14 protein-coding genes are annotated in these 15,451 nt (G+C 63.9%); 2 read left to right on the forward strand and 12 right to left on the reverse strand.

The window, feature by feature from the left end; translation table 11 throughout:
* Positions 1-258: 258 nt before the first annotated feature.
* The 10 genes from DYI42_RS13335 to DYI42_RS13380 form a co-directional block, all read right to left on the reverse strand.
* Complete coding sequence (locus DYI42_RS13335; RefSeq protein WP_213546484.1) at positions 259-1,821, reverse strand: tyrosine-type recombinase/integrase; 1,563 nt, start codon at positions 1,819-1,821, stop codon at positions 259-261.
* A 59-nt stretch (positions 1,822-1,880) separates the two neighbouring features.
* Positions 1,881-2,213 carry a helix-turn-helix transcriptional regulator gene (locus DYI42_RS13340; RefSeq protein WP_213546485.1) on the reverse strand — a complete coding sequence of 111 codons (333 nt, stop codon included), beginning with the start codon at positions 2,211-2,213 and terminating at the stop codon, positions 1,881-1,883.
* A 495-nt stretch (positions 2,214-2,708) separates the two neighbouring features.
* Positions 2,709-3,758: an Ldh family oxidoreductase gene (locus tag DYI42_RS13345; RefSeq protein WP_213546486.1), complete on the reverse strand. Its 1,050-nt coding sequence runs from the start codon at positions 3,756-3,758 to the stop codon at positions 2,709-2,711.
* 35 nt (positions 3,759-3,793) lie between these two features.
* On the reverse strand, positions 3,794-4,522 hold the full coding sequence (locus DYI42_RS13350; protein WP_213546487.1) for a FadR/GntR family transcriptional regulator: 729 nt from the start codon (positions 4,520-4,522) through the stop codon (positions 3,794-3,796).
* Positions 4,523-5,563, reverse strand: coding sequence for a DUF475 domain-containing protein (locus tag DYI42_RS13355; protein ID WP_213546488.1), 1,041 nt, complete (start codon positions 5,561-5,563; stop codon positions 4,523-4,525). It lies immediately after the preceding gene.
* 7 nt (positions 5,564-5,570) lie between these two features.
* Positions 5,571-6,521, reverse strand: a complete 951-nt coding sequence (locus tag DYI42_RS13360; protein WP_213546489.1) for a 2-hydroxyacid dehydrogenase — start codon at positions 6,519-6,521, stop codon at positions 5,571-5,573.
* Positions 6,518-8,149 (reverse strand): ABC transporter ATP-binding protein, encoded by a 1,632-nt coding sequence (locus DYI42_RS13365; RefSeq protein WP_213546490.1) that lies wholly within the window; start codon positions 8,147-8,149, stop codon positions 6,518-6,520. Before DYI42_RS13365 ends, DYI42_RS13360 begins: the two co-directional genes overlap by 4 nt.
* Complete coding sequence (locus DYI42_RS13370; RefSeq protein WP_213546491.1) at positions 8,149-9,063, reverse strand: ABC transporter permease; 915 nt, start codon at positions 9,061-9,063, stop codon at positions 8,149-8,151. The genes DYI42_RS13365 and DYI42_RS13370 overlap by 1 nt, the downstream gene beginning before the upstream one ends.
* A 3-nt stretch (positions 9,064-9,066) precedes the next feature.
* A complete protein-coding gene (locus DYI42_RS13375; protein ID WP_213546492.1) occupies positions 9,067-9,981 on the reverse strand; it encodes an ABC transporter permease in 915 nt (304 codons plus the stop codon).
* A gap of 63 nt (positions 9,982-10,044) precedes the next feature.
* A complete protein-coding gene (locus DYI42_RS13380) occupies positions 10,045-11,547 on the reverse strand; it encodes an ABC transporter substrate-binding protein (protein WP_213546493.1) in 1,503 nt (500 codons plus the stop codon).
* Positions 11,548-11,738: 191 nt separating this feature from the next.
* On the opposite strand from DYI42_RS13380, the gene DYI42_RS13385 reads away from it, so the two are divergent.
* The gene (locus DYI42_RS13385; RefSeq protein ID WP_213546494.1) at positions 11,739-12,680 is read left to right on the forward strand and encodes a LysR substrate-binding domain-containing protein; all 942 of its coding nucleotides are present in this window, start codon (positions 11,739-11,741) and stop codon (positions 12,678-12,680) included.
* On the opposite strand, the gene DYI42_RS13390 is transcribed toward DYI42_RS13385, so the two are convergent.
* Both DYI42_RS13390 and DYI42_RS13395 read right to left on the reverse strand, forming a co-directional pair.
* A complete protein-coding gene (locus tag DYI42_RS13390; protein ID WP_244867906.1) occupies positions 12,667-13,572 on the reverse strand; it encodes a DMT family transporter in 906 nt (301 codons plus the stop codon). The genes DYI42_RS13385 and DYI42_RS13390 overlap by 14 nt on opposite strands.
* A 301-nt stretch (positions 13,573-13,873) precedes the next feature.
* Positions 13,874-14,497 carry a recombinase family protein gene (locus tag DYI42_RS13395; protein WP_213546495.1) on the reverse strand — a complete coding sequence of 208 codons (624 nt, stop codon included), beginning with the start codon at positions 14,495-14,497 and terminating at the stop codon, positions 13,874-13,876.
* On the opposite strand from DYI42_RS13395, the gene DYI42_RS13400 reads away from it, so the two are divergent.
* Positions 14,483-15,292 carry a hypothetical protein gene (locus DYI42_RS13400; RefSeq protein ID WP_244867907.1) on the forward strand — a complete coding sequence of 270 codons (810 nt, stop codon included), beginning with the start codon at positions 14,483-14,485 and terminating at the stop codon, positions 15,290-15,292. The genes DYI42_RS13395 and DYI42_RS13400 overlap by 15 nt on opposite strands.
* Positions 15,293-15,451: the final 159 nt, after the last annotated feature.

Below are 15,451 nucleotides of genomic sequence, written 5' to 3' on the forward strand. Positions count from 1 at the left end.
CTGACCCGGCACCGTACGCCGGGAGCACTTCAGTGATGCGAAACCGCCCGAACGACCTGATCACCGTGGCGCCTAGAATTGTTTGGCACTAACTACTCAGCACAACCGGGTTGCGGTGTGGAACGCTCGAATCTGAAAGGGTGCGGTGAGTTGGCTTCTTACGTCCAGCCTTCCGCAACTGAGCCGGTTTGAGAATGGCTTGACCAGGCGATTGCCGCTCGTGGCAGCCGTGACAGCTTGGCGCATGTATCCTTACCATCACGGCTCAACTACCTGGCATGAGCCTTGTTCAGATTGGATCAGAGCGATCTGTAGTTTTGTTGCGCGCACGTAGTCTGGAGAGTTCCGATCCAAACGATTGAAGAACAGGTCCAGGAGCAGGTCCTTTTCATAATCAATCAAGTCTCCCCGCGCTCTCATTTCCGTCATGATGCCCGAGCGCTGATCATCCTTCAGCTTGCCGTAGTATCGCTCGGTAATCACGTCCGTCTCGTGCCCCAGGTTCTGAGACCACGCTTTTCTTTCACGTGCAGACTTACAAATGAGGCCGCCCAGAGCCGCCAGCGTGTCCCTTGCGCAATGGGGGCTGTAGTCCGCATGAGCGACCAGGCTTGCGGCCTTGAAAGCCCGAGTAACCGAGCCTACGCTCCGCATCGGCTCAATCTTTCGACGGCGGCTCAACTTATGGACGAGTTGTCGATGATCCGGGAAGAGAGCGTCGTCTTCTCCGAAACCCAGCCGTACTATGGTTTCGATCCACTCCCGCACGACACGCTCGAAACTTTCGGTGCGCGGGAAAAAGCTGACGACAAAGTTCTTGCCGTTCTTTCCCTTGAGGCTCCGTCCATCATGGATCACTTGGGCATTCTCCAGTTCGACGTGTCTTAACCGGAGATTGGTCGGCGCCGTCGCTCGGAAGCCCGAAAGAAAGGCCATCGCAGCGATCGCTTGGTCCCGTCGCTCGCGGAGGCTACCGACAGGCATGCCAGCAATCATCGCGGCAGCGTCCTCAATACCAGGATAACTACGGGCTTTGGGAAGCGCTTTGGCAGACAACTTCCGGGGTAGTTCGAGGTAACCCGGCAAGTTGGCGCTCAGCCTGCGGAAGCCATCTTGACCGCGGAGCCAGATAAGGAAGGCCCGCACGTGAGATGCCCGGTGCCGCACCGTCGAACAGGAAAGACCGTTCTCGCCGCTCTCCTCCAGGCGCAACAACAAGCCATCGCGATACCCGGCGACATCCTCTTGGCGCAGCTTTTCAAACGGCTTCTCCCCGACGGACGCCTCGAACTCCCGTATGGAGACGAGATGCGCCGCGATGGTTTTGGCGTCGTAACGAACTGCATATTGCTGCCAGTGAAACACCGTCCGATCGTTGCGTGAGCCACCGCTTCCCGCAGCATTCTCGTCACCAGGTGAACGGATCTTCCCAATACCAGCCGGAGGGCAAGCTTCATCTTCGGCTATGACTTGCAGGCTGATGTGGGTTTGGACAGCCGTCTTGAGCTTGTCGCACTCAACCTCATTCAGGAACTTTGAGTTGCGCACTTCACAGTTTGGGCAGACGGCAAATGCCGTCAGTCCGCGGTGTGCGCCAGACAAAATTTCGACTGAGCCGACTTCAGGAAAGAAAATTGCCTTGCAGGTGAAGCATTTGAATTGCCCGTGGCGTAGTGACTGACGGCTTCTGGATCGACGAAGCTCATGAAAGCGTTTCAGTTCTTCTCCTCTAAACAGATGTTGCCCCTCACCCGGAGAGGGGCGCAACCCATCGCCAACCCAGTTCGATACCGTGTTCCGACAGACATCGTAGAGCTCCATGACCTGGGGAACCGAGTAGACTCGATGCCTCATCGGCCGAACCTTCCTGTACGAGCGGCTCATTCTTTAACGAGAGTTCGACGGCGGGCTTCGAACTGCTCCAGATCCACGCGCGCCCAGCGCGTGACCCTGTTGGAAAATCGGACCGGTTTCGGGAACTCGCCTTTCGTGCACCACCGCCAGATCGTGGCGGAAGACACACCGAAATGGGCTGCAACTTGCTTTACCGAAAGATAATTTCCGCCGGGCGCGTGCTCCGCAGGACTTACGGCCTTGGCGAGCGGCTCCTTAACGGCCACTTCGCTCGGGGTGACATCGGCAACGCTATTCGCGTCGATTTCATCCGAAAAAAGATCGAATTGTTCGTGATTGCTTGAGTCACCATTGGACATGCTTGATCCCCTTCGTCGAGGGCAATCAAGACAACATCCTGCGCCTATGAATTGCGGTTGTACTGCGGGCTTATCAGGTAGCCTTCACCTATGGTGCTAACATGCAACGACCTGAGGCGACCTGACAAGCCATTTTTCGGCGCTGCAACCAGCGGTGTGAAATGTGTGGCTCAATGTGGGGCTACACACGGCGACCCCATATATTTTCAAATTAAATCAATATCTTAAAAATAAAAAATGGCGGTGGGGATGGGCCTGGGGTCTAACCCTCTCCAACCCAACTGCGACGCATCGTCCGGCAGGTTCACCCAACAGGTATTAAATGGTAGGTCGGAGCCAGCCTGTCTAACTTCCGTCGGAACGTCATATCGGGCGGAAAGCGGGCGTCAGCTGCGGCTGATGCAAAATCTGCAGTGCGGGCCGGTTTTGGGGTGGCCAGATTTCGCAATGATTCATAGATGTGCGATCGCCAGTGGGTTTAGAATGGCTCATCACTCAGTGGTTTGCCAGTATTCCCAGCCCACGTGATTTCGCCTCGTCATTTAAGGTTGCGATCGTTTCGTCCGGGATTTGCAGGCCTTCGGTCAGGGCTCTTTCCCTCAATACCGCGGCCTGGTCTCCTGGGATGCGGACGGGGCGGGACGGATTGGCGGGCGGGTTTTCGCGGCAGGCGTTGGCGAGGTGATCCGATTGCAGGACGAGCGCGTCCGTTCCGGCGAAGGCGTCGGGGTCCCAAACCTGCAGGAAAATGCTTTGCGAAAGTGGGCCCGCTGGCGTGTTGGCCCGCCCCTTGCCGGACAGGCCTTGGCTCATGAGGTCTTCGATGACGGCGAGGCCGAAACCCTTGTAGCCCTTCGAGGTGCCGCCGATGGGCAGCAGCGTGCCTCCATGCTCGGTGACCTCGCGCGGATCATCCGTTGGCTGCCCTGCGGCCGTCAGCGCCCATTGGCCCGGATATCGCTCGCCCCGGCCGGCGAGGGTCTGGGTCATGGTGGTGGTGGTGATCGAGCAGGACACATCGACCACGATGGGATGAGCGGAGGTCGGGAAGCCGACGGCGATGGGATTGGGCGTCAGCAGCGGCCTTGTTCCGCCAAAGGGCGCCATCCGGGCGGCGGCGGGGTTGGACGCGGTGATGCGAACCACAAGGCCCTGGTCGGTCAAGGGCCGCATGTAGGCCGCGAGGGCGCAGGTGTGGTGCGCGTTGCGAATGGCGCCGCTGGCCGTGCCGTACTGCCGGGCGCGCTCGGCGGCCAGATCCAGGCCCTTGGTGACCAGCCACGCCCCGGGCAGGCAGTTGCCCTCCCAGACGAAGGTGGCGCCGCGGTCGCGGATCACCTCGTGGCTGCCGGTGCCTGCCAGGGCACCGGAGGACAGTTCGGATAGGTACCAGGGCACGAGGCCGACCCCGTGGGTGGCGCGCCCGATCATCTCGCCCTCCACCAACACCTCGGCGGTGACCCCAGCCTTTTCGGCCTCCATCCCTGCGGCCTGAAGGAGCGCTGCGACGAAGTGCTTTAAGTCTTCGGGTCTGATGCTGGTCATGGGGTCGCCCGTTCTGGTTTTGTAGGCCGCAGCCGTCACGCGCCGGTCAGGCCACGCAGGAACTCGATGCTGCGGGAGAGGTGCCCGCGCATGGCGACGCGGGCCTCTTCGGGGTTGCGGATTTCGATGGCGGTGACGATGGCCGCGTGTTCCGCCATGGCGGCTTGGAGGTGTCGCTCGTCTCCATCCCGCGCCGAGACGGGCAGGTCGAGGCGCATCCGTGGCATCAGGAGTGGGCCGAGATACTCCAGCATCTCGAGGATGTAAGGATTTGCGGAGGCCGCCGCGATGGCGTGATGCAGCCTGAAGTCTGCCTGTGCCATCCCCGCGCTTTCCGCGACCGTCTCTTCGAAGCCCTGCCTTGCGGCGAGGATTGCGGCCATCTGCGCGTCGTCCCGTCGTTCGGCGGCGAGCGCGGCGGCCACCACTTCGACACCCATCCGCAGTTCCATCACCGCCAGCACGTCCTGCCGCGTGGCGCCGAAATTCTCGGGGAGTTCGAAGGTGCGCGGAGCTGTCGGTGGACTGGCGACCACGAGCCCCCCGCCTTCCTCCTGCCGCAATAGCCCCTCAGCCACCAGCATCTGGAGCGCGCGATCGACGACGCCCGGACTGGTGATGAACTCGCCGGCAATTGCGTCACGATCCACGATCTCGTCGCCCTCGGCGAGCGTTCCGTCCGCGATCCGGGCTGTGAGCGCGCGCGCGACTTCCTCGGCTAGCCGGTTGAGCCATGAGGAGCGGCGGGACAGGTTTCTCACCATTCAGGCCCTCCGCTCGCGCTGATTGTGCCGGATCGATGCCAGGAGCGACCCGAGGATGAGGCCTGCGCCGATGAGCCCGGTGAACCATTCGGGGATGTGCATGAGCGATTGCAGGAACATGATCACCGACAGGATGAGGATCGAATAGAACGCCCCGTGCTCGAGGTAGCGGAACTCGGCCAGCGTGCCCTTTTCCACCAGCAGGATCGTCATGGAGCGCACGTAGAAGGCACCGATGCCGAGACCGATGGCGATGAGAAAGAGGTTCTGCGTGAGGGCAAAGGCGCCGATGACGCCATCGAAGCTGAAGGAGGCATCGAGCACCTCAAGGTAGAGAAACGCGCCGAGCCCGCCCTTTGCCGCCAGACCGCGCACGTCATCTGCGCGGTCGAGCACCTGGCCCAGCAGATCCACCGCGAGGAATGTCACCAGCCCGAGGATCGCGGAGAAGAGAAAGTCCATCGCGCTGGGGCCGGAGAGCGCCATGCTGAAGCCGAGGGCCAGCACGAGCACCGCGGCGATCTCCAGCCCGCGGATATCGGCCCCGGCGCGCAGCCATTTCTCCACCGAGCGGAACCAGTCCACCTCCTTCTCCTCGTCGATGAAGTAGCTGAGCGCGACCATCATCAGGAAGGTGCCCCCGAAGGCGGCGATGGAGATATGCGCCTCGTTCATGATGCGCGCGTATTCCTGCGGCTCCACCGCTGCCAGCACCACGGCTGACCAGGGGTCGATCCGCCCGGCGATGGAAACCACGGCCAGCGGAAACACGATGCGCATGCCGAAGACGGCAATCAGGATGCCCCAGGTCAGGAAGCGGTGCTGCCAGACCGGATCCATGTCTTTCAGCTTGTTGGCGTTGACGATGGCGTTGTCGAAGCTCAGCGAGATTTCGAGCACCGCGAGCACACCCCCGATCATCAGGAACGACAGCGCCCCGCCGAGGGTGCCGGACGCCTGGTAGCCGAGGAGGAAGGACAGCAGGAGGCCAACCACCGTGAAGGTCAGCGGCCAGCGGAAAGTGGAGAGAAACTGCGCCATCGGTGGTTCAGCCCAGCGCGTAGACGGGGGTGAGGAGCGGCGTGCCGGCGAAATAGGCGGCGAGGTTGTCGACCACCAGCTGTGCCATTGCATCTCGCGTTTCGACGGTGCCGCTGGCGTGGTGCGGGTAGAGGGTGACGTTGGGCAGCGACGTCAGCGCCGGGTCGGGGTTGGGCTCGTTCCAATAAACGTCCAGCCCGGCGTTGCCCAGCTTGCCGTTGGAGAGGGCGTCGATGAGGGCCGGTTCATCAACCACCGATCCGCGCGCCACGTTGATCAGGGTGCCGGCGGGGCCGAGCGCCTCCAGCACGGGGGCGTTGATCATGGCTTTGGTCACTTCGCCGCCGGGGACGATCACCACAAGGATGTCGGACCAGGTGGCCAGCGAGAGAACATCGGCGAAATAGAGGTGGTCCACCGGCTTGCGGCTGCGCGCCGTATAGCCGATGTCGCAGCCAAGCGGGAGGAGCCGTGCGGCGATGGCTGAGCCGATGTTGCCCAACCCGACGATGCCCGCCCGTTTGCCGCGGATCGAGGACAGCAGGGGGTACATCCCCTTCCGGCCCCAGTCGCCGGACTGCACGTAGGCGTGCGCGGGCACCAGTTGGCGGCGCGCGGCGAGCGTCAGCATGAGCGCGGTGTCGGCCACGTCGTCGAGCAGGGCATCGGAAGAGTTGGTGAGCCAGATGCCACGGGCCCTCAACGCCGCGTCGTCGATCAGCTCGAAACCGGCGGAGGAGCAGGCGACGATCTTCAGCGCGGGCAGATGCTCGAGGTGCTCGCCGGTCAGCGCGGCATGGCCGTTGGTCACGACGGCCTCGCAGCGCGGCCCGAACTCGCGCAGGAAGGCGGGCTTGTCAGCGGCCTCGTCGTAACGGTGGAGCGTGTAGGCCTCTTCCAGCTGCGCCATCGCCTTGTCGCGAGCCGGGTACATCACGAGCACATCGCTTTTGGTCATGCCAGTTCCTCCTGCATCCGGCGCTTTGCACGGCGGCGCTCGGCCTGGACCTCGGGATCGGGATCGAGCGAGGCCGCCATCAAGTTGCGGGTGTAGTCCTTGCGGGGATTGTCGAAAATTTCGGCCACCGGCCCCTGCTCGACGATCCGGCCGCCCTGCATGACCACCACGCGATGCGCGAAGTCGCGCACCAGCGGCAGGTCATGGGCGATGAAGAGGTAGCTGAGGCCCATCTCCTGCTGGAGTTTCGTCAGCAGGTCGATGACCTGGCTCTGCACCGAGACGTCGAGCGCCGAGACCGCCTCGTCACAGACGATGAGCTTCGGCTCCAGCGCTAGGGCGCGGGCAATCGCAATCCGTTGCCGCTGACCGCCGGAAAACTGGTGCGGGTAGCGGTGCATGTGGCCAGCCTCCAGGCCGACCTGCTCGAGCAACCCGCGCACCCGGTCCTTCCAGCGCGCTTTCGGCAGGATCTCGGGGTGGATCGCGAAGGCCTCGGACACGATGTCATAGACCGACATGCGCGGGTTGAGCGATTGCGTGGGGTCCTGAAACACCATCTGAATCTCGCGGCGGAGGGCGAAGAGCTCGCGCGCGTCAATCGTCACAAGGTCGCGGCCCTGGTAGAGCGCCTCGCCCGAGGTGGCGTCTTCCAGCCGCAGCAGGGTCTTGGCCAGGGTCGACTTGCCCGAGCCGCTTTCACCGACGATGGCCACCGTCTCGCCGGGCAGCACGGTGAGGCTGGCGCTTTCGAGGGCGACGAAGGCGCCGAAGTGCTTGGTCAGCCGGTTGATCTCCAGCATCGGCTTGATGCCGGTGTCGAGCGGCGCGGCCATCTCACCGCTGCCCGGCACCGCACCGATGAGCTTCTTGGTGTAAGGGTGCTTGGGCGAGCGGTAGACGTCCGCCGCGCTGCCGGCCTCAACGATCTGGCCGGAGTTCATCACCACCACCCGGTCGGCCACCTCGGCCACAACGCCGAGGTCGTGGGTGATGAGCAGAAGGCCCATGCCGGTCTCGGCCTGCAACTCCTCCAGCAGCGCGAGGATCTGCGCCTGCACGGTCACGTCGAGCGCCGTGGTGGGCTCATCGGCGATGAGGATATCGGGCTTCAGCGCGAGCGCCATGGCGATCATGATCCGCTGTCGCTGGCCGCCGGAAAACTGGTGCGGGTAGCTGTCGATCTTGTTGCGGAAGTCGGGAATGCCGACGCGCTCCAGCAGCTCCATGCAGCGCGCCCTCGCCTGCTCCTTCGGCGTGTCGTGGGCGGTCAGCATCTCCTCGATCTGGAAGCCTACGGTGTAGACCGGGTTGAGGTGGCTGAGCGGGTCCTGGAAGATCATCGCGATGCGTTTGCCGTTCAACTGCCGCCGCGCCTCGTCGGACATCTTCAGCACGTCCTGCCCGCCGAACAGGATCTCGCCCGAGACGATCTCGCCCGGCGGGCAGTCGATCAGGTTCATGACCGCGCTGGCGGAGACGGATTTGCCGGAGCCGCTCTCGCCGAGGATCGCAAGGCACTCGCCCCGGTCGAGGTGCCAGCTCACGTCGCGCACGGCATGGACGACGCCGCGGGCGGTGTGAAAGTCGACCGTGAGGCCGCGAACTTCGAGAAGGTGCTCGGCCATCACTTCTTCCTCGGGGTGTCGAGTCGCCAGCGCTGCACCGGGTCGAGCGCGGTGCGCATCCAGTTGCTGAGCAAGTTGAGCGACAGGGTGGTGAGGATGATCGCGAGGCCGGGCCAGAACGAGAGCCACCAGGCCGTGGTCAGGTAGGGCCGGCCCTGGCTGACCATCAGGCCCCAGGTGATCTCGGGCGGCTGGATGCCGATGCCGAGGAAGGAGAGCGAGCTTTCGGCGAGCATGACGAAGGCAAAATCCAGCGTGGCGATGGTGACGAGCGTGGGGAACACCACCGGCAGGATGTGGCGGAAGACGATGCGCCGCGTCGAGGCGCCCATCACCTGCGCGGCCTGCACGAACATCCGTTCGCGCACCTCGAGCACCTCGGCCCGCGAGGTGCGCAGGTAGACCGGGATCCGGGTGATCGCCAGCACGACGATCAGGTTTCCGACCGAGGGGGCGAGCATGTAGAGCACGATCACCGCGAGCAGGAGCGAGGGGAACGACATGATCACGTCAGCCAGCCGCATGATGACCTGGCTCGCCCACTTGGAGGAGTAGCCGGCGATCAGCCCCAGCGTGGTGCCGAGGATCATCGAGCAGATCACCGCGCCGGTCGCCACCATTAGCGTGTTCTGCGCCGCCACGATGATGCGCGCCAGCAGCGGACGGCCCAGCGCGTCGCCGCCGAGCCACATCACCCAGGGCTGCGAAAAATCGAACGGGGGAGAGTTACGGCCGCGCAGGTTCTGCTTGGTGGCAACACCCTCCAGCAGCGCTGGCCCGAAAACCGCGCAAAGGATCATCAACAGCAGGAAGAGTGCTGCGCAGAAGGCGAACTTGTCGCGCCAGAGCATCTTGAGGATGCTGATCCAGGCAGGCGGAGCGTCGGGAATGACGGGCTGTTCGGTGAGGGCCATGGCTCAGTACCGGATGCGCGGATCGAGCACCGCGTAGAGGATGTCGATCAGGATGTTCATGACGAAGATTGCAACAGCGGTGACGAAGATCGCGGCCAGCACCACGGTGAAATCCCGTTGCAGGATCGAGTCGATCATCAGCTTGCCGACGCCCGGGAAGCCGAAGATCGTTTCCACCACCACTGCGCCGTTCAGTAGGGCGGCCGCCTGGTCACCGATCACGGTGATGACCGGCAGCATGGCATTGCGCAGCGCGTGGACAAAGATGATGGGCCGGTTCTTCACCCCCTTCGCCCGCGCGGTCTTCACGTAGGCAGAGCTGAGCGCCGTGATCATCGAGCCGCGCACGATCTGCACGATCAGGCCGAAGGGCCGGATGAAAAGCACGCCGATGGGCAGGATCCAGTGCCAGAGGGTGCCTGTGCCCGATGTTGGCACCCAGCCCAGGGTCACGGAGAACACCACGATGGCGACGATGGCGACCCAGAAATCAGGCGCGCTGGCGCCGATCAGTGAGAAGAAGGTCGCGATCCGGTCGAAGAAGCCGCCGACGTGGAAGGCCGCGAGCGAGCCCAGCACGATGGCCGAAACCGTGACCAGCGACATGGTGATGAGCGCGAGTTGCAGCGTCCACATGAAGGCACTCAGCACGGCGTCCAGCGCGGGTTCGGCCCGGCGGATCGACATTCCGAAGTCGAACTGCACGAGGTCGCCCATATAACGGAAGAACTGCACGTAGAGCGGATCGTTCAGCCCGTTGATCTCGCGAAAGCGCTCACGGCTCTCGAGCGAGGCATCGACGGGCAGGTAGAGATCGGTGGGATCGCCTGTCAGCCGCGACAGGAAGAACACCAGTATGATGAGGCCGACCAGCGAGATGGCGCTGGCGATGGCGCGCTTGCCAAGGAAGGAGTTCATGTCGGCGCCCCGCGCGAAACCGTTGGCTCGGGGGCGGCGGGAGGGCCGCCCCCGAAGGTCGTGTTACTTGAACTTGATCTGCGACAGTTGCAGCTCGGAGTTCGTCTTGATGCTCGGCTCGAAATCAAGCCGCTCGTTCACGCGTGTGAAGCCCACCATGTGCCACAGGAAGACATCCGCCACGAGGTCGTTGAAGACATAGGCGAAGGTGTCCTTCCAGAGGCTCTCGCGCTCATCACCGGTGGCCGCCGTGGCCTCTGCGATCATCCCGTCGAGCTTGGTATCGGTCACACCCGACTGCACGCCCTCGGACGCATACTTGTTGAACATCGAGAAGACCGGGTCACCGTTGGCGTTGTCATGCATGGCTTCCACTACGATCGGGCCCCCGCTCTCGGCGAAGGGCTTGGAGTAATACTCGTTCCACTCCGCCGTCTCAACCATCTGCAACTTGATGTTGAGCCCGGCCTCCTGCCACATCGAGGTCAGCGCCTCCATCGTCTCGGTGACGTTGGCAAAGTTCTCGAGCCGGCCGATCACGGTAATCTCTGCATCAACCGGCACACCATCGGCAGCCGCCGCGGCGAGCAACTCCTTGGCCTTCTCCAGATCGTAGGAATAGGGCGTCAGATCGTGGTTGTATCCAATCGTGGAAGGCGGGGTCATGCCGGTGGCGAGCAAGGTTCCATCGGCGAGGATGGTGCCCACGAATGCCTCCTTGTCGACCGCGTAGTTCATCGCCTGCCGGACCCGCACGTCATCGAGCGGCGCTGTGTTGAGGTCGAGCCGCATGTAGACGGTCTCGGAGTTCGGATAGCTGTAATCGGTCTCCGGGTTGGTCGCATCCTGGAGCGCGATGTTGGGCGCAATGTCGGCCTCGCCTGCGGCAACCATCGCCGCGCGTACGGCGCTTTCGGAGCGGAACACATAGGTCGCGCTCTTCACCGTGGGCGCCTCGCCCCAGTAGTCATCCCGCGCGCTCAGCTTGATATATTCGCCGCGGGCGTACTCGTCGAAGCTGTAGGGGCCGGTGCCTACGGGCTGATCCACGAAGGCGTCGGCATTGGCCTCCGACGGCAGCACGGCAAGGGTCGACATCAGCAGCGGCAGGATCGGCTGCGGCGGATTGCTCGTGATCTCGACGGTCAGATCGTCGACGATGTTCGTGGTCAGCTCCATGCCACCGTAATACTTGGCGCCGGTCTCGCAGACGAACTTGTCGGACTTGTTGCGCTCCAGCGAGAACACCACGTCGGCGGCATCGAACGTGGAGCCGTCGGAGAACGTGACGCCATCGCGCAGGGTGAAGGACCAGGTGCCGTTGCCCTTGTCTTCCCAGGCGGTCGCAAGGCGCGGCTGTAGGCCCTCGCCGGGCACCAGCTCGGTCAGGGTTTCGGACACGTTCTGCAGGATCACGCGGCCGATGTTCGACTTCGCGGCCATGCAGGGCTCTACGTTCTCCAGCTCCTCCGAGAGAACGACGGTGACAGCGTCTTGCGCATAGGCTTGCCCGGCAATGGTGCTGGCAAGCAGTGCCGCGAAAGTGCGACCGATCTTAAAAGGCATGGTTTCCTCCCATTTCAAGCCTCCGGCAATCGCGCCGCGACTGCCCCCGATCCCGTGCCGGCCGCAGCCGACACGTGTTGAATCCATGGAAGGATACCTGGGGAGTTGGTTAAGTATATTCCATTCTTGGATTGAAACGATCCATAACTTGTATCATTGTGGCGCATCGAAAGCGATGCGGAACGCGTCTCATGTCCAAGGGATCATTCGAGCTTCACCAGTTGCGCTGCTTCGTGGCCGTGGCCGAGGAACTGAACTTTCGCCGTGCCGCCGCCCGGCTGAACATGACCCAGCCGCCGCTCTCACGGCAGATCATGCTGCTGGAAGATCGAATCGGGCTGACCCTGCTCGAGCGCAGCAACCGGTCGGTGCGGCTGACGCCGGCGGGCACCAGCTTTCTGGCCAGCGCCATCGACCTGCTGCAACGCGCCGAGTACGCAGTGCTCTCCGCACGCCAGGCCGCGCGTGGCGAGGTGGGGACGGTGGCGATGGGTTTCGTGCCGTCGGCTGCGCTGGAGTTCGTGCCGCGCATCGTGACCGCCCTGCGCGAACAGATGCCCGGCATACGCTTCGACCCGATCGAGATGATGAGCTATGAGATCGTCGAGGCGATGCACTCCGGCCGGCTCGACTTCGGCCTGACGCGCACCACCGGGCGCAACCGCGAAATCGAGAGCATCCAGGTGGTGCGCGAGCCCTTCGTGCTGGCCCTGCCCGGGGGGCACCGGCTGCACGAACCGGCGCGGGTGAGCGCAGCCGATCTTGACGGCGAGGCGTTCATCGGCTTCTCGGCAGAACGCGGCGGCTTTCTGCGCGAGACCCATCGCGCGCTCTTCGCCACCGCGGGCATCGCGCCGCGCATCGTGCAGGAGGTGAGCCAGACCCAGACCATCGTGGCGCTCGTCAACGCGGGCCTCGGCGTTGCGCTGGTCCCGCGCTCGGCCTCCGCCATGCAGATGCAGAACGTGAGCTTTCGATCTATCGAGATCCCGCCCGAGTTCACCTCGTCGCTCTACCTCAATCTCGCGCCGAACCGCAGTACGCCCATGCACGACCGCCTGCGCCGGACGATCCTCGAAGCCTTCGACACGCCGGACCCCAAGGCACGGCGGGCCGCCGTCAGGTTTGACTGATCACTCGGCGCCCGGCGCTGCGGGCCATCAGCAGCGTGGCGAGGAAGATCACCGTTCCCCCGATCAAGGTCGATGCCGTGACCGGCTGGGAAAACAGCAGCCACCCCAGCAACGCAACGAACGGGAGGCGCAGGAAATCGAACGGCGCGATCAGCGAGGCCTCGGCCAGCGAGAAGGCCTTGGTGGCCAGCATCATGTTGAATGCGCCCATCACCCCCTGAAGCGCCAGAAAGCCCCATGCCGCAGGCGACGGGTTGGACCAGACCAAGAGCGCCGGCACCGCGGCGATCGGCACCATCAGGATCAGGTTCCAGGCCACAAGCGTCTCGGTGCTGTCCGTCGCAGACATGTCCTTCAGGAGCAGCTGGATCACCGCCGTAAGCAGGGCCCCCGCGAGCGCAAACCACAGACCGGGCGGTAGCTCACCCGCCTGCCCGGGCCTGACGACGATCAGAACACCGACAAATCCGATTGCCATTGCGATCAGGCGCGCCCGGCGCGGCTGCTCTCCGAGCAGGAGCCAGGCACCTAGGAAGACGAAGATCGGCGAGGTGAAGGCGATCGCCGTCACGTCGGCCAGCGGCGCCGAGGCGAAGGCGTAGAAGAAGGCGATGAGCGACGCCAGCTTCAGGGCGGCGCGCACGAAATGCCGCGCGCGGTAGTGCGTTGCGAGCATGGAGCGCCGGCGCAGGATCCACGGCAGCACCGCGAGCAGGCCGAAGCCGGCACGGGTGAAGCCCATGATGAACGGGTGAACCTCGGGCGAGAGCAGGCGAACAATGACGGAATCGATCGCCATGATTGCTGAGACGACCATCATGTAGAAGGCGCCGAGATAGGCGGCCCGGTCGCTGCCTTGGACTCCAGGATCGGTTTTCAGGGCTGACCTCATCTCCGCGCGCAAGACGCTGCTGTGATTCCGCGCAGCCTGTTTCAGTTTTCGCGCGGTGTCAAAGCCGTCATCGTCCTGACAGCGCGACGAGCTTCGCACTTGGCCTTCTGAATGCCCATGGTGGTTGGCGGAAGCGGGGTTCGGGACGATCGACTGAGTGGAGCTAATTCGGGACGGCGGCGATCAGTTCATCCTGCGGGCGGACACCGGCCGTTCGCTGCCCTCGGCACAGACGCCTGCTTTGGGCCGAAGATAGACCTAACACCATTGCTCTCCACGATTCATCGCTATTTTTATTGCTTTAAATCCGCGTCAGCAGCCCCCTCACATTCGACACCTGCCACCGCCCGCCCCGCCGGGTGAGGATGCCCCGCGCATTGAGCTGCGCGGCAATCGCCCGGAGCGACACATGCCCCTCCGCCCGGATCGCAGCGACCACCTCCGCCAGTCCCGCCGCAAACTCGTCCGCATTGCGAGAGACCGCTGCTCGAAGCGCCGCACCGCCCTCCCCTGCCCGCCTGAGGGCCGCGGCGCCGTTGGGGTTGCCCAGCTTCACGCCGCGGGCCTTAGCGGCCGCCAGAGCCTCTTTCGTGCGGCGGGAGATCGCCTCGCGTTCCTGCTGAGCAACCAGCGCCATGATGCCCACGGTCAGGTCGTTGGCTTCGGGCATGTCGACGGCGAGGAAGCGGACGCCGCTGTCGCGCAGCGTGAGCAGGAAGGCGGCGTTGCGGGAGAGGCGGTCGAGCTTGGCGATCACGAGGGTAGCGCCGGTAAGCCGGGCGAGGGTCAGCGCCTGGTCCAGTTCCGGCCTGTCGTTGCGCTTGCCGCTCTCGATCTCGGTGAAGCGGGCGATGAGCGGGAAGTCCGGGCTGCTACCATCAAGGCGACGCCAGAAACCCCAATGCCTCTGATGGAAAACCCACACGCCTCGGTGGCGACAACGGTGAAGTTCCTTCGGACCAGGAAGCCGGACAAGGAGGGCGTCCTCAGCGCCACGGCGCCAGGCCTGTGTGGCGTGGTCGTCGGCGCTGCGTCCGCCGAACGGGCTTGCTTCTTCCTCGACGCGTTGGCGCGGACACTCGAGGAGGTCGGGCTGAGCCTGACAGCGGCCGGCGAGAAGATGTCCGTTCAAAAGGGCGCGGACAAGATCAGCTTCACCCTGCTCGAACGAACGAGAAGGCTGAAATACGTACCGACCCCAGAAGAAATCGCTCGGGAGGAGAAGAGGAAAGAGAGACAGGCACGGTCCCTTCGGCGCAACGATTGGGACAGCGTTTCGTTCGGCAGCCGACCGCCTTGGCCGGAGTATGTGACTGCGTGGACCGGCGAGCTCGTGTTCTCGATCGACGCGTGGGCGGACGGCCTGCGGAAGACGTGGGGTGACGGCAAGACGCAACGCGTGGAACGGATGGTCCCCGAAATAGTCGCCGGCATAGAGCTCATTCTAGAGACCATTCGCGTGCGCCGCGAGGAGTGTGAGGAGCGCGAGAGGCAGTGGAAAATCCTGCAGCACCGGCGACAGCTCGCACAGGCCCGCCTCAAACGCGAGGAGACGCGCCTCTCTCACCTCCGGCAGATCATTGAGCTGCGTCGGGAGGCCCGCGAAATCCGCGAATGGATCTCCGGCCTGCCGCAGGAAGCCAGCCTAGCCGTCGACTCGGATCTGGGCCGGATGCTGCAGTGGGTACCTCCGGCACAGGCCTCGGCTCCTGCGGATTGAGACGATGCGCTCGGGCGGTGTCGGTCACCAGCTTCATTCGGGTCGGAAGAGGTTTGGGGCCACGCTGCGCCATCAGTCATTCCCTTCCCCGCATCCGACCCCCGGTCGCAATTGTGGCTTCGTGCGCAGAAAGCCCCCATGGCCGGTCCGACCCTCCCC

This window comes from Vannielia litorea (genome assembly GCF_018424695.1).
GTDB lineage: Bacteria > Pseudomonadota > Alphaproteobacteria > Rhodobacterales > Rhodobacteraceae > Vannielia > Vannielia litorea_A.

Bases quoted from the DNA above. Each gene is read 5' to 3' on its own strand.
- DYI42_RS13335 (WP_213546484.1), bottom strand. From the start codon at position 1,821: ATGGAGCTCTACGATGTCTGTCGGAACACGGTATCGAACTGGGTTGGC.
- DYI42_RS13340 (WP_213546485.1), bottom strand. From the start codon at position 2,213: ATGTCCAATGGTGACTCAAGCAATCACGAACAATTCGATCTTTTTTCG.
- DYI42_RS13345 (WP_213546486.1), bottom strand. From the start codon at position 3,758: ATGACCAGCATCAGACCCGAAGACTTAAAGCACTTCGTCGCAGCGCTC.
- DYI42_RS13350 (WP_213546487.1), bottom strand. From the start codon at position 4,522: ATGGTGAGAAACCTGTCCCGCCGCTCCTCATGGCTCAACCGGCTAGCC.
- DYI42_RS13355 (WP_213546488.1), bottom strand. From the start codon at position 5,563: ATGGCGCAGTTTCTCTCCACTTTCCGCTGGCCGCTGACCTTCACGGTG.
- DYI42_RS13360 (WP_213546489.1), bottom strand. From the start codon at position 6,521: ATGACCAAAAGCGATGTGCTCGTGATGTACCCGGCTCGCGACAAGGCG.
- DYI42_RS13365 (WP_213546490.1), bottom strand. From the start codon at position 8,149: ATGGCCGAGCACCTTCTCGAAGTTCGCGGCCTCACGGTCGACTTTCAC.
- DYI42_RS13370 (WP_213546491.1), bottom strand. From the start codon at position 9,063: ATGGCCCTCACCGAACAGCCCGTCATTCCCGACGCTCCGCCTGCCTGG.
- DYI42_RS13375 (WP_213546492.1), bottom strand. From the start codon at position 9,981: ATGAACTCCTTCCTTGGCAAGCGCGCCATCGCCAGCGCCATCTCGCTG.
- DYI42_RS13380 (WP_213546493.1), bottom strand. From the start codon at position 11,547: ATGCCTTTTAAGATCGGTCGCACTTTCGCGGCACTGCTTGCCAGCACC.
- DYI42_RS13385 (WP_213546494.1), top strand. From the start codon at position 11,739: ATGTCCAAGGGATCATTCGAGCTTCACCAGTTGCGCTGCTTCGTGGCC.
- DYI42_RS13390 (WP_244867906.1), bottom strand. From the start codon at position 13,572: ATGAGGTCAGCCCTGAAAACCGATCCTGGAGTCCAAGGCAGCGACCGG.
- DYI42_RS13400 (WP_244867907.1), top strand. From the start codon at position 14,483: ATGGAAAACCCACACGCCTCGGTGGCGACAACGGTGAAGTTCCTTCGG.